Here is a 14,648-nt window from a genome sequence, read left to right as displayed (position 1 = left end):
CTACCCGCACACTCTCTGAGTCATATAATGATTAATTACTAATCCTTTGATTCATTTTATAGTTATAATAATAGGTCGTTAGTAGTGAAATTTCAAGTCGTAACATACGCTTTTTAGAAAAATGAATTCAGCGTATGTAAATGACAATCTTGAAAGCTCTTATACATATTTTTGTAAACGAGATAATACTTTTTCTTTACCTAATACTTCAATTGTATTTGGTAATTCTGGTCCGTGCATTTGTCCTGTTACAGCTACACGAATAGGCATAAACAATTGTTTACCTTTGATTCCAGTTTCTTTTTGAACTTCTTTAATTGTTTTCTTGATTTCAGCAGCTTCAAATGGTTCTAAAGCTTCTAATTTACCATACAAGTGGTTCATTAATTCTGGAACTTGTTCACCATTGACAACTTCTTGTTCTTCTTCATTAAGTTCAGGCATTTCATGGAAGAACATTTCTGATAATGGAACGATTTCACCTGCATAACTCATTTCTTTCTGATAAAGTGCAACAAGTTTACGTCCCCAATCTTTATCTTCTTCAGAAGGATTTTCAGGGATGAGGTTTGCTTTAATTAGATGCGGTAAAGCCAATTCAAATACTGTTTCAGTGTCTTTCGTTTTCATGTATTGGTTGTTTACCCAAGCTAATTTTTGTCTATCAAACATTGCAGGTGATTTAGATAAACGTTTTTCATCAAAGATTTTAATAAATTCTTCTTTAGAAAAGATTTCTTCTTCGCCTTCAGGTGACCAACCCAATAATGTAATAAAGTTGAATAGTGCTTCTGGTAAGTAGCCTAAGTCACGATATTGTTCAATAAACTGTAGGATTTGACCGTCGCGTTTACTTAACTTCTTACGTTCTTCGTTAACAATAAGAGCCATATGTCCAAAACGTGGTGGTTCCCAACCAAACGCTTCATAAATCATTAATTGTTTTGGTGTGTTAGAAACATGGTCGTCGCCACGAATAACATCTGAAATTTTCATATAATGATCATCTACAGCAACTGCAAAGTTATATGTTGGTACACCGTCTTTTTTCACGATAACCCAGTCGCCTATATTATTAGAGTCGAATGAAATTTCACCTTTAACCATATCGTTAAATGTATAAGTCTTATCTTTAGGCACACGGAATCGAATAGAAGGTTTACGGCCTTCTGCCTCGAATTGTTGACGTTGTTCTTCTGTTAAGTGTGCATGTTGACCACCGTAACGAGGCATTTCACCACGAGCAATTTGTCCTTCACGTTCTTCTTCTAATTCTTCTTCTGTCATATAACATTTATATGCTTTATCTTCGTCAAGTAATTGTTGAATTAGTGGGTTATAAATGTCCGCACGTTCAGATTGGCGGTATGGGCCATAACCTTTATCTTTATCGATAGATTCATCCCAATCTAAGCCTAACCATTTTAAGTTATCAAATTGAGAAGATTCTCCGTCTTCGAGGTTACGTTTGCTATCTGTATCTTCAATACGAACAACAAAATCTCCATCATAATGTTTCGCAAATAAATAGTTAAATAATGCTGTTCGAGCATTACCAATATGCAAGTATCCAGTTGGACTCGGTGCATATCTTACTCTAATGCGTTCACTCATTATATTCACTCCTATGATTATTAATTATGGGCTGATGTAATGGCAGAAGTTGATTAAAAGAAATCATTACATTTTAAAAGCAATTGTAATTTCTTTATTTTTTAGCCACTTTTCAAACCAATTTAAGCATGTAAGCTGCCAAGTTTTTGATGGTTTAATTCAATTTTAAAAAAGTTATTCAAAAGTTAATGATGTGTTGGACCATTCCTTTGTGAATAACTTCCCTCAATAATTGATTATTCATTCTTACATAACATTCAGTAATATTGTAGCACTTAAATGCGTCTTTGATAAGTCTATTGTTTACGTAAGTCTTCTTCAAACTTCTCTTTATATATAAAAAGGTTTCATGTAAAATTCATATTTTAGTTCAAAATATACCGTTTCACATGAAACCTGCTTTTGATTTAATTTTCAGAATTGGAAGTGTCTTCTTCATGATGTTTTGCAAAAACAATCCTACCTGAAGAAGTTTGTAATAGACTCACTACTTCTAAATTAACCTGTTGACCAATTAATTTCTTCGCGTTGTCAACAACGACCATCGTACCATCATCTAGATAACCTACACCTTGACCAGGTTCTTTCCCCATCTTAGTTAAAAGTATATTTAAGCGGTCACCCTGATGAACATTTGGCTTAATCGCCTCTGATAAATCATTGACATTTAATGCTGTAATGCCTTGCACGTGACACACTTTATTTAAATTATAGTCAGTGGTAATGACATGGGCATGATGCTGTTGCGCTAACTTAATGAGTAATGTATCGATATCACTATGAGACTTCGTCGGATGTATCACACGTGTAGGGTAATTCAAATCATAGAGTTGATTAAGGATATCTAAACCACGCTGTCCTTTCTCACGCTTTACACTATCATTTGCATCTGCTACAACTTGTAATTCATTGATGACTCCTTGAGGAATAAGGATATCGCCATCGATAAAACCGCAACGAATGACATCTAATATACGACCATCAATAATCGCGCTTGTATCTATAATCTTTGGTATAGCTTTACGTGTATTATAAGACATGGATCTTGCCATATTTTCCGGCAAAAACATTAACATCTCATCGCGTTTCTTTAAACCAAATTGGAAACCTAGATAACATAAAATAATCGTAATGATAATAGGAATAAAATGATTAAGTATCGAATTTCCTATAAGTTCTAAAATAAAAGAAACCATAACTGAGATAAAGAGTCCTATAATCAGACCAATTGTTGCAAATAAAATTTCCACTGCACTTCGTCGCATAATGACTTGTTCAAGTTCTTTAAAAGCATGGGTCACTCTTTTAATAAAAAATCCAAATATAGCAAAAAATAAAATAATGCCTACAAATCCATCTACATAGTGATTCGTAATAATCGGTGGAACTTTCATACCTATATCAGCTACGACTTCTGGAATAATAATAATTCCTAATGCAGCGCCGATAATAATATAAATAACTAACACCATTAATCTAGTGATACTCAACCTTATCCTCCTCTCACGGATGTCTATTCTCTGTATGTATACTTATTTCAGTATTATTGAATCGAGATTTCATACGCGTAAATTTATTGTAGTAAAAAACGACATGCGTTGAATGAAAACATCAAATACATATATACTTCTTTGATACATGATAAACATTTTCATTCTTTTCATAAAATACTTTCTATGAAGAACGGAGCGCATATTTTAAAGCTTCATGGACAGAAGATACACCAATCACTTGGATACCTTCTGGGAAAGTCCACCCTCCTATATTTGTTTGAGGGATAATCGCACGTTTGAAACCAAGTTTAGCCGCTTCTTGAATCCGTTGTTCTATACGAGAGACTCGACGAACTTCGCCCGTTAGACCTACCTCACCTACAAAACAGTCTAAGCCGTCTACAGCTTGATCTTTAAAGCTTGAGGCAGTGGCTACTATAATACTTAGGTCTACAGCCGGTTCTGTTAACTTCACTCCACCTGCAACTTTGATATATGCATCTTGTTGCTGAAGCAAGTAATTTTCTTTCTTTTCTAATACTGCCATAAGTAAGCTTAACCGATTATGGTCAATACCTGTAGCCATACGTCTAGGATTATTAAACGTAGTAGGTGTAACTAATGCTTGTACCTCAATCAGCAAAGGACGTGTGCCTTCCATGGTTGGCACAATGGTCGATCCTGGTACATTAGTTGATCGTTCTTCTAGAAACATTTCAGAAGGATTTAAGACACCTTTCAAACCACTCTGCTTCATTTCGAAAATGCCCATCTCATTTGTAGATCCAAAACGGTTTTTAACCGCTCTTAAAATTCGGTATGCATGATGTTCATCGCCTTCAAAGTAAAGCACCGTATCTACCATATGTTCTAGCAATCTCGGCCCTGCTATCTGACCTTCTTTCGTCACATGCCCAACAATAAATGTCGCAATATCCATTTGCTTCGCGATATTCATCAGACTTTGTGTACTTTCTCTTACTTGAGACACTGATCCTGGCGCTGAACTTATTTCTGGATGATAAATGGTTTGGATGGAATCCACGACGAGTAAATCTGGGCGTTCATCTTTAACGGTTTGGTGGATAACTTCTAAATCCGTTTCAGCTAAAACGTTGAGTTGACTAGAATCTTCTTCTAAACGCTCAGCACGTAGTTTAGTTTGATTTATCGATTCCTCACCAGTGATATATAAGACATTTTTACTTTGAGATAACGCAGCACAGATTTGCAACAGTAATGTAGATTTACCAATACCTGGGTCTCCTCCGATAAGCACAAGTGACCCACTTACAATACCTCCACCAAGCACTCGGTTAAATTCTTTTGAATCTGTGAGAATTCTAGGCGTCGTCTCATGTTTAACACTATTTAATTTCTGTACTTTTCCTGCTGCTTCTTTAGTTTTCACACCATGTTTAGGGTTCGCAGCTTTCTCTACAATTTCTTCCATTTGGTTCCATGCACCGCAATTAGGACACTTCCCCATCCATTTAGGAGATTGATAGCCACACGCCATACATTCAAATATTACTTTTTTCTTGGCCACTTTTGCACCTCCAAATTGTTATGAACAAATCTATTTTAAACTGACAATTTGATTATGACAAATTAAATGTGAATGATTTTGATAACGATTAATTTTATTATGAATTTATGCTTATGCGAGTTGAGAATTATTGATTTTTCGAGAAATTTAATTTCCTTAAGTTTATTTTAATTCTTATACATCGCACTGCATTCTATGAAAAATAAAGATAAATTAGTTTATCTGAACATACGGAAAAATTTATGAATAAAAAAAGGTACCCCTCAATTAAAGAGGAATACCAATAATAGTCATAGATTACTATCGTTGATTCAATTTTACTTTCTATGCGTTATATCAATTTAAGCTTCTGTCGTTTCTTTTTCTGAAGATGTTTTCTCGTGAATATCATATTTAAACTCTTCGCCATTATGATCAATAGTAACTTCTTTACCTTCAATCTTGTTACCATCTAAGATTAATTCACTTAAGTTATCTTCTACAGTTTTTTGAATTGCTCTAATTAATGGACGCGCACCGTATTCTGGATCGTAACCTTCTTCAGCAATTTTTTCTTTCGCTTTATCAGTTACAACAATATTAATATTTTGTTCAGAAAGACGAGCAGTAAGTTTATTTACCATCATAGTAACGATTTCTTTCAATTCTTCTTTAGAAAGTTTGTGGAATACAATGATATCGTCTACACGGTTTAAGAATTCTGGACGGAATGAATTTTTAAGTTCTTTCATCATTGTTTTACGAATTGTTTCATAATCGTTACCTTCAGAAGCGCCACCAAATCCTGCAAATCGTTGGTCTTGTAATTCTTGTGCGCCAACGTTTGAAGTCATGATGATGACTGTATTACGGAAATCTACAGTACGACCTTTCGTATCAGTTAAATGGCCATCATCTAAGACTTGTAAAAGGATGTTAAATACATCAGGGTGGGCTTTTTCAATTTCATCAAATAGGATAACTGAGTATGGTTTACGTCTTACCTTTTCAGTTAATTGACCACCATCGTCATGGCCTACATAGCCTGGAGGCGCACCTACTAAACGACTCACTGCATGTTTCTCCATAAACTCACTCATATCAACACGAATCATTGCATCATCTTCACCAAACATAGATTCAGCTAATGCACGTGCTAATTCAGTTTTACCTACACCAGTAGGTCCTAGGAAGATAAAGCTACCGATTGGACGTTTAGGATCTTTAAGTCCCGCACGAGCACGTCTCACAGCTTTACTGATTGAATTCACTGCGTCATTTTGACCAATTACACGTTCGTGGAGTGTATCTTCAAGATTGAGTAAACGTTCAGATTCAGTTTCGTTAATTTTAGTTAATGGAATACCTGTCCATCCTGCAATTACTTCTGCTATATCTTCTTCAGATAATGCCGTACTTACGCCACCTTGAGAATTTTTCCATTCATTTTTAGCGTCTTCATATTGTTTTTCAAGTTTAGATTGTTTATCTCTTAAATTAGCTGCATTTTCAAATTCTTGTGCATGAACAGCAGCATCTTTTTCATTTTTAACATTTTCAATTTCTTGTTCAATTTCTTTAAGATTGTTAGGTGTTGTATGACTTTTAAGTCTAACTTTAGAACTTGCTTCATCAATAAGATCGATTGCTTTATCTGGTAAGAAACGATCAGATACATAACGGTTGCTTAATTTTGCAGCTGCTTCTAAAGCTTCATCAGAAATATTAATTCTATGATGTGCTTCATAACGATCGCGTAAGCCTTTCAAGATTTCAATTGTGTCTTCTACTGTTGGTTCATCAACTTGAACGGGTTGGAAACGACGTTCTAATGCTGCATCTTTTTCAATGTTTTTACGATATTCATCTAAAGTTGTAGCACCTATACATTGTAATTCTCCTCTAGCTAAGGCTGGTTTAAGGATGTTAGATGCATCAATAGCACCTTCAGCACCACCAGCGCCAACTAATGTGTGTAACTCATCAATAAATAGAATGACGTTACCTGCTTGATGAATTTCTTCCATAACTTTTTTCAAGCGTTCTTCGAATTCACCACGGTATTTCGTACCAGCAACTACAGTACCCATATCAAGTGACATGACGCGCTTTTCTTTTAATGTTTCTGGTACTTCATTATTAACAATCGCTTGTGCTAAACCTTCAGCAATTGCTGTTTTACCTACACCTGGTTCACCGATAAGTACTGGATTATTTTTAGTACGACGGCTTAACACTTCAATGACACGAGTGATTTCTTTATTACGTCCTACTACGGGGTCTAAAGTACCATCTTTCGCTATAACAGTTAGGTCTCTAGCTAAACTATCCAATGTTGGTGTATTATTTGATTTATTTGCTTGAGCATTTTTATTACTCATTTCTGGGCTACCTAAAGCTTTAACAACTTGCGCACGTGCTTTTGTGATATTTAAATCTAAGTTGGCAAACACGCGTGCTGCGACACCTTCATTTTCACGGATTAAACCTAAAAGAATGTGTTCTGTACCTACGAAATTATGATGTAACTTTCTTGCTTCATCCATTGAAAGTTCAATCACTTTCTTAGCTCTAGGTGTGTAATGTAACGTGCCCATTTGTTCTTGACCGTGACCAATCAACTTCTCAACTTCTTCAATCACTTTGTCTTCAGTAATATTAAAACTTTCTAATACTTTAGCAGCAATACCTTCAGGTTCTTTCATTAAACCTAATAAAAGGTGTTCTGTACCAATATTTGAATGGTTCAAACGAATTGCTTCTTCTTGTGCATGCGCTAAAACTCGCTGCGCACGTTCTGTTAATCTACCAAATAGCATATATAAAATACCTCCTATTTTATATGTTCTCTTAATAAATCGGCTCTTTTTTCATTTACTGTTTTATCATCATCTTCATCTATTAAAAATGGTGACTGTATACCTACCATTAATTCATTAAATTTAAAATCATTAAGTGTTATATAATTTAAATCGATACCGAGTTTGACTTCACTTAAGCGATAGGATGCTTCTTCCATTGAGATAATTCTACTATTTTGTAGAATCCCTAGCGAACGATAAACTCTATCAAGCGTTTCTACTGGATTGTGCTTATCAAGTCTTTCTCTAATTTGTTTCTCTTCATTGATGATTTGGTTAACGACTTCAGTTAAATTATCAATGATTTCTTCTTCAGTTTTCCCTAAAGTGAGTTGGTTTGAAACTTGATAAATGTGACCATATACTTGCGAACCTTCTCCATAAATACCTCGAATCGTAAATCCAAAACGGTTAATCGTCTGTGCAATGCGGTTCATTCTCTTCATGATGGAAAGTCCAGGCAAATGTAACATGACACTCGCACGCATACCTGTGCCTATATTTGTTGGACAGGTTGTAAGATAGCCTAAATGTTCGTCATAGCTAATATCTAGTTCTTGGTCCAAGTCATCATCAATCTTTGAAGCTCTTTGATATAAATCATTGAGCGACAAGTCAGTTCCTAACGCTTGGATACGAATGTGGTCTTCTTCGTTAATCATCACACTTAGAGATTCATCTTCGTTAAGCAATACTGCAGAGGCTGGTTGTTTAATAAGTTCAGGACTTACAAGATGTTTCGCAACTAATTTCATTTTACTTTGTTGATCCATTGTATCTAAACGTTGTAACTGTAAGTCTGGAAGCGCATCTTGAACTTCGTTTATTACTCGAAATCCTTCTTGCTCGGACGGGAACATCAAAGGATGAACATGATTCTCAAGATTTCTTGCTAATCTTATTCTAGAAGAAATGACTACAGGTGCCTCTTCAGTCATTTTCATCCATTGACTAATGTTAGTATGAATGTCACTCATGACGAGACACCTCACTTTCATCTTTTAATGCTTTAATTTCGTCACGAATCACTGCAGCTTCTTCAAAGTTTTGTTCTTCTATTAATTTATTTAGATATTTCGTTTTTTCTTCGATTTGCTTTTTAATTGCAAGTTTCTTATGTGAAGATTGAGGCGTTTTACCTACATGTTCAAATTGTCCACCTTGTACGCGTCGAACGATATCTATAATGTCGTCTTTAAACGTTGCGTAGCAGTTAGCACAACCAAATTTACCAACATGCGCGATATCTTTCAGTGTCATATGACATGTCGGACATTGCTTCTCCTCTTTAAACGCCATTTCTTGAAAATTAATACCATGTTTCGTAGCGAGATGTTGTAATATTTGTTTGACCACAAATGCTTCTTCTATATCGTCTTGATGCGAATGGTAAGACGTGTCGTCATGAGATTGATGCCAAGGATTATCGCCTTGAGCACATATTGAGCATACCCATTTTTCATGCGTACCGTCTTTACTTTTAACTGTTAATTTTACTTCCGCTTCATTTAAATGGCAATTTTCGCAAAGCACGTTTAAACACCTCACTTCATTTAATAATAGTTAATCACTGGTAATAATCGTTTTAAAATATTAGCTCTTATAATATCTCTTGCAACGACATCCATTTTTAGTGTTTCTCGATCAATAACTGCTTGTATCATTTTAGCTTCTCTGTCATTAATCAATCCTTTGTCTAATAAACCATCTATTATATAATAAGCTTGTTGTTGTGAAATAGAAGGTCCAATCAATTGAAGTAAGTGATTAATATAACCTGTTGCATCTTTGTTTTCAATTTTAGTGATTCGGATATAACCTCCACCACCGCGTTTACTTTCTATTTCATAACCATGTTCGTTTGTAAAACGAGTCTTAATAACATAATTTAATTGGGAGGGTACACAATCGAATCGTTGTGCAATATTTGCACGTTGGATTTCTACCACATCTTCGTTTGTTTCCTCGAATAAATGTTTAATGTATTGTTCTATGATGTCGGACATGTTATGCATGGATATCACCTCTTTTTGACCTTCTTTGACTTTATTATATGACCACCTTTGACCTTTTTCAACCAATTTGATTTTAAAATTTAAATTTTATGATGTTAGCGCGTTCAATTTATTGTATGATAGAGAATAGAAAAAATTAAAGGAATGAAAAAAATATGCATATTGTGATTGGGATTATAGGAATTATTTTCTTTTTAGCACTCGCATTCTTATTTAGTTCAGACAGAAAAAATATACGCTGGAAGTATGTTGGTTTACTATTAGTAATTCAACTTATATTCGCATTTATTTTATTAAAAACACATATCGGAATCAGTGTCATCGGTAGTATTTCGTACGGCTTTAGTTACCTATTAAAGCAAGCTGCTGAAGGTGTCAATTTCGTATTCGGTGGTTTTAAATTTGTAGATCCAAAGAACCCACCATTCTTCTTTAGCGTATTGTTACCTATTGTATTTATTTCAGCACTTATCGGTATATTACAATATACGCGAATCTTACCGCTTATTATTAATTTTTTAGGTTTCTTAATTTCTAAAATTAATGGCATGGGACGTTTAGAATCATATAACGCTGTAGCAGCAGCAATCTTGGGACAATCAGAGGTATTTATTTCATTAAAACAACAACTGCCATACATACCTAAACAACGTTTATATACGTTAACAGCATCAGCTATGTCTACAGTATCGGCATCAATTATCGGTGCATACTTCACGTTAATTGAACCTAAATATGTTGTAACAGCTGTTGTTCTTAATTTATTTGGTGGTTTCATCATCGCGTCAATCATCAATCCTTATAAAGTGAATGAAGAAGATGATAAATTATTAGTTGATGAAAGTGAAACTAAGAACCAATCATTCTTCGAAATGCTCGGGGAATACATTTTAGACGGATTTAAAGTTGCGGTCATCGTAGGCGCAATGTTAATTGGTTATATAGCTATCATCGCTTTATTAAATGGAATCGTCAGCGGTATCTTTAGTTTATTCTCACACGGCGCAATTACATGGAATTTCCAAACATTGATTGGATTTGTCTTTGCTCCATTTGCATTCTTAGCAGGTGTACCATGGCATGACGCTGTTCAATCTGGTTCTATTATGGCAACTAAATTATTATCAAATGAATTCGTTGCAATGCAAGCACTTGGTAAAACACATGGTTTATCTGAACACGCTAAAGGTGTCACTTCAGTATTCTTAGTATCATTTGCTAACTTTAGTTCGATTGGAATTATTTCAGGTGCAATTAAATCATTAAATGATAAAAAAGGTGACGTCGTCGCACGTTTCGGATTAAAACTATTATTTGGCGCAACACTTGTATCATTTATTTCAGCAGCCATCGCAGGATTCTTTATTTAATTCATACTTAATTATTGCAGGAGTAACTTGGGGAGTTACTCTTGCTTTTTTATTTTTTAATTTAGAATTTATACTTTTTTGAAATGCATTTTCCTCAAAATTAAAAACGGCCATCTTCAAGATGACCGCTTTATTAGAAAATGTTCAATCCTTCTTAATCATATGATTAATGAAATATTCAGTTACTCGATAATCATCGGTTAATTCTGGATGGAATGAGACTCCAAGATATTTACCTTGTTTCACTGCCACAATTTTATCGCCTACTCGGCTTAGCACATCAACGCCTTCTTCAACCTGAGCAATATGAGGTGCTCTAATGAATACACCTTCAATATCTTCTGCAATTCCTTTAATATCAAGCTCAGATTCAAAGCTATCGACTTGTCGACCAAATGAATTACGCTCGACGGTGATATCCAACTTCTTCAGATAGCCTGACTCTCCCTCTACATCTTTGGCAAGTACAATTAAACCTGCACAGGTGCCAAACATTGGTAGATCAGAATTCTGTAATACTTCTTTGAATCCGTATAAATCCATTAATCGTCTTAATGTTGTGGACTCTCCACCCGGTAAAATCAATCCATCAATCTCTTCAAGTTGTTCTACTCTTTTCACTGCAATGCCCTCATGACCACTTAATTCTATATGACGAATGTGTTCACGAACCGCACCTTGCAACGCTAATACACCTATTTTCATAAATTACCAACCACGCTCTTGCATACGTTCTTCTAATGAAATTTGGTTAATATCTAAACCTTTCATAGCTGTGCCAAGCTCACTTGCTAATTTACCAATCAGTTCATAATCTTGATAATGTGTTGTAGCTTGTACAATTGCTTTAGCAAATTTTTCAGGATCTTCTGATTTGAAAATACCTGATCCTACAAATACACCGTCGGCACCTAATTCCATCATTAAAGCAGCATCTTGGGGCGTTGCTACACCACCTGCTGCAAAGTTAACTACTGGAAGACGACCTTTATCCTTAATTTGCTTTAATATTTCAAAAGGCGCACCTAATTCTTTCGCAAATGTCATGATTTCATCATCGTTCATAACAGTCAGACGACTCACTTCAGCATTTACACGGCGCATATGACGAACAGCTTCAACAATATTACCTGTACCTGGTTCACCTTTAGTTCGTAACATTGCTGCTCCCTCACCAATACGGCGTGCAGCTTCGCCTAGGTTACGACATCCGCATACAAATGGTACTGTAAATTGATCTTTTCTTAAGTGATATTCTTCATCAGCTGGAGTTAATACTTCAGATTCATCAATGTAATCGACACCCATTGCTTCTAATACTCTAGCTTCAGTAATATGTCCAATGCGGGCTTTAGCCATAACAGGTATAGACACTGCGTTCATTACTTCCTCAACAATTTTAGGATTAGCCATGCGTGCTACACCGCCTGCTGCTCTGATGTCTGATGGAACGCGTTCTAGTGCCATAACTGCAACCGCACCTGCTTCTTCAGCAATCTTAGCTTGTTCTGCATTGACAACGTCCATAATGACGCCACCTTTTTGCATTTCAGCCATTCCTCTTTTTACTCGTTCTGAGCCTACAATTTTTGACATGTTATTTACCCCTTTACTTCTTGATTAAATTCATTTTAAAAGATAAACTGATATTTAAAAAGGTACAATTTATACATAAAACAAGGGGCCAGTTTATATGAAATCAACACAACCACTTTACTTATCCCTATATGAAAAATTAAAAAAACAAATTATTGAAGGTCTATACCATTCTAATGATAAATTTCCTTCTAAACGACAACTGAGCGAACATTTATCAATGAGTCATACGACTATTGAACATGCATATCAACTACTATTAGATGAGGGGTTTATTTATTCAAAACCTAGATCAGGTTATTATGTATCAGATATAGAATCTCTACCTGTTGTTAATACAGAGTCTTATCATGATTATATGGGGAATGAAATCAATGAAGAAACTTATAACAATGACGGACCTCAATACGCTTTTAACCTAGCTGAAATAGATTCGGAAAGCTTCCCTATGCACATTTTCAGAAAATATGCCAAAGACGTGTTCGAAGATGATCAACTCGATCTATTACAACGTGGTGAAGTTCAAGGAGTTTATGCGTTACGACAACAAATTGCACATTACTTATTTAATAGTAGAGGCGTAACATGTCACCCTAATCAAATCATCATTGGTTCTTCTACCAGTCAACTGCTTGATATGATTACCAACTTACTGAAACATGAAAAATTTATTATTGAGAAACCAAGTTACCCTCCAATTAAACACGTTTTAGATAAAAAGAATATGAATTACTTACAAGTTCCAGTTGATAAAAACGGTATACAAATCCAACCTATACTAAATTCACAAAATAACGTCTTATATATTACACCATCCCACCAATTTCCAACTGGCCACGTCACTAATCTCAAAAAAAGAACGCAACTTATCCAGTGGGCTCAAAAAGATACGCATCGTTATATTATTGAAGATGATTATGATTCAGAGTTTAGATACTTTGGCAAACCAATCCCAGCTTTACAAAGTTTAGATACTAAAGGAAAAGTTATATATATCAGTACATTTTCAAAATCACTATTTCCTAGTTGTAGAATTGCATACATAGTACTGCCTGAAAAAGTAATGAACACTTATAAACAAAGAAGATTTAAAGAAGGAAATACCGTACCCGTTCATCTTCAACATATGGTTGCAAGATTCATGAGTAGTGGCAGCTTTGAAAGACATTTAAATAAAATGCGAAGAATTTATAGAGATAAATTGAATTATATATTAAAAAAACTCGCCCAATATAGTGAACAGTTAAAAATAGAAGGCGCTTTGACTGGTATGCATTTCACCTTAACTGTAATGAATGGTTTGAGTGTACCCCAATGCTTAGAGAAAGCAAAAAAGAACAATCTAAAATTAGAATTGTATAACTATGAAGACAAACCTTCTAAATATCCTAAATTCATTTTAGGTTTCGGCGGGATTAAACAAGATGAGTTAGAAGACCATGTGAACGCTCTGATTAACTCGTTAATTATAAAGTAACACTTCTTTTTTAAAAGTTAGTGTTACTTATGCGATAGCTTTTAGGCTATCGTATTTTAATTAACATTTGTGAAAAGAATCATTTTTTCTCCATAGCTAATAGACTACGTACCTTCGGAGCGCCAATTGCTTTTTAGACATAAAAAAAGAGACCTTCCGGTCTCTAACTTGCCTGGCAATTATTTCAGTGGTTCTTAATGGCTTTATGCCATTAAGTAAGAGGGAGTGGAACAGAAATATAATTTAACAAAATTATTTTCGTTGTGCCACCCCGGCAAGGATGGCTAGAATTGAAAGAAGCTTGATATAAGCGCACTTTTAATTCAGACATCTACTGCCAATATGTTAAAGAAAACTGAGACAATTAATTATGCCTCAACCACCTTTAGACGTAAGCCGGGCTACCATCTGGCGCTAAGGAGCTTCCTCTGCTTGAGTCAAGCGTTCGCATCTTTCTTCATTCGCGTCTCTCGCTAACTCATTTAGCTCGACTAAACTCGTTGCGCTCTTTCCTTAATTCATCAGCTTCAATCGCTTTCTCTTCGCAGAGAATTATTCTTTCTCCATAGCTAATAGACTACGTACCTTCGGGGCGCCGATTGTTTTAGACATAAAAAAAGAGACCTTTCGGTCTCGATTCGGCTCATCGCATCCATACGATTTAATTGCCTGGCAACGTCCTACTCTAGCGGGA

At 35.1% G+C, this 14,648-nt stretch carries 11 protein-coding genes; 2 read left to right on the top strand and 9 right to left on the bottom strand.

Going from position 1 to position 14,648, the window contains the following annotated elements; all coding sequences use genetic code 11:
- Positions 1 to 159: 159 nt before the first annotated feature.
- From gltX to HMPREF2580_RS10155, 7 genes are all read right to left on the bottom strand, one after another.
- Positions 160 to 1,614 (bottom strand): glutamate--tRNA ligase, encoded by a 1,455-nt coding sequence (gene gltX, locus HMPREF2580_RS10185; RefSeq protein ID WP_002441075.1) that lies wholly within the window; start codon positions 1,612 to 1,614, stop codon positions 160 to 162.
- Positions 1,615 to 2,021: 407 nt separating this feature from the next.
- Entirely contained in the window at positions 2,022 to 3,086 is a 1,065-nt protein-coding gene (locus HMPREF2580_RS10180) for a PIN/TRAM domain-containing protein (RefSeq protein WP_371106732.1), read from the bottom strand.
- Positions 3,087 to 3,288: 202 nt separating this feature from the next.
- On the bottom strand, positions 3,289 to 4,656 hold the full coding sequence (gene radA / locus HMPREF2580_RS10175) for a DNA repair protein RadA (protein WP_002441068.1): 1,368 nt from the start codon (positions 4,654 to 4,656) through the stop codon (positions 3,289 to 3,291).
- A gap of 341 nt (positions 4,657 to 4,997) precedes the next feature.
- Positions 4,998 to 7,454, bottom strand: coding sequence for an ATP-dependent Clp protease ATP-binding subunit (locus tag HMPREF2580_RS10170; protein ID WP_070832658.1), 2,457 nt, complete (start codon positions 7,452 to 7,454; stop codon positions 4,998 to 5,000).
- A gap of 14 nt (positions 7,455 to 7,468) precedes the next feature.
- Positions 7,469 to 8,473, bottom strand: a complete 1,005-nt coding sequence (locus tag HMPREF2580_RS10165; protein WP_002441063.1) for a protein arginine kinase — start codon at positions 8,471 to 8,473, stop codon at positions 7,469 to 7,471.
- A complete protein-coding gene (locus tag HMPREF2580_RS10160; RefSeq protein ID WP_002441061.1) occupies positions 8,466 to 9,029 on the bottom strand; it encodes a UvrB/UvrC motif-containing protein in 564 nt (187 codons plus the stop codon). The genes HMPREF2580_RS10165 and HMPREF2580_RS10160 overlap by 8 nt, the downstream gene beginning before the upstream one ends.
- Positions 9,030 to 9,049: 20 nt before the next feature.
- The gene (locus tag HMPREF2580_RS10155) at positions 9,050 to 9,511 is read right to left on the bottom strand and encodes a CtsR family transcriptional regulator (protein ID WP_037541112.1); all 462 of its coding nucleotides are present in this window, start codon (positions 9,509 to 9,511) and stop codon (positions 9,050 to 9,052) included.
- A gap of 155 nt (positions 9,512 to 9,666) precedes the next feature.
- On the opposite strand from HMPREF2580_RS10155, the gene HMPREF2580_RS10150 reads away from it, so the two are divergent.
- Positions 9,667 to 10,881: a NupC/NupG family nucleoside CNT transporter gene (locus tag HMPREF2580_RS10150; RefSeq protein ID WP_002441057.1), complete on the top strand. Its 1,215-nt coding sequence runs from the start codon at positions 9,667 to 9,669 to the stop codon at positions 10,879 to 10,881.
- 144 nt (positions 10,882 to 11,025) lie between these two features.
- Here the strand turns inward: HMPREF2580_RS10150 and pdxT are convergent, their stop codons facing one another.
- Together pdxT and pdxS are read right to left on the bottom strand one after the other, a co-directional pair.
- Entirely contained in the window at positions 11,026 to 11,586 is a 561-nt protein-coding gene (gene pdxT / locus HMPREF2580_RS10145) for a pyridoxal 5'-phosphate synthase glutaminase subunit PdxT (RefSeq protein WP_002441056.1), read from the bottom strand.
- Between the two features lie 3 nt (positions 11,587 to 11,589).
- Complete coding sequence (gene pdxS / locus HMPREF2580_RS10140) at positions 11,590 to 12,477, bottom strand: pyridoxal 5'-phosphate synthase lyase subunit PdxS (protein ID WP_070832655.1); 888 nt, start codon at positions 12,475 to 12,477, stop codon at positions 11,590 to 11,592.
- A gap of 97 nt (positions 12,478 to 12,574) precedes the next feature.
- Here pdxS and HMPREF2580_RS10135 point away from each other — a divergent pair, with 97 nt between their 5' ends.
- Positions 12,575 to 13,954 (top strand): MocR-like pyridoxine biosynthesis transcription factor PdxR, encoded by a 1,380-nt coding sequence (locus HMPREF2580_RS10135; RefSeq protein ID WP_070832652.1) that lies wholly within the window; start codon positions 12,575 to 12,577, stop codon positions 13,952 to 13,954.
- Positions 13,955 to 14,648 lie beyond the last annotated feature (694 nt).

Origin of the sequence: Staphylococcus sp. HMSC036D05, assembly GCF_001836225.1 — a bacterium.
Taxonomy (GTDB): Bacteria; Bacillota; Bacilli; order Staphylococcales; family Staphylococcaceae; genus Staphylococcus; species Staphylococcus caprae.
Note: the sequence above shows the minus strand (reverse complement) of the source record. Positions and strands in the feature narration are given on the sequence as shown.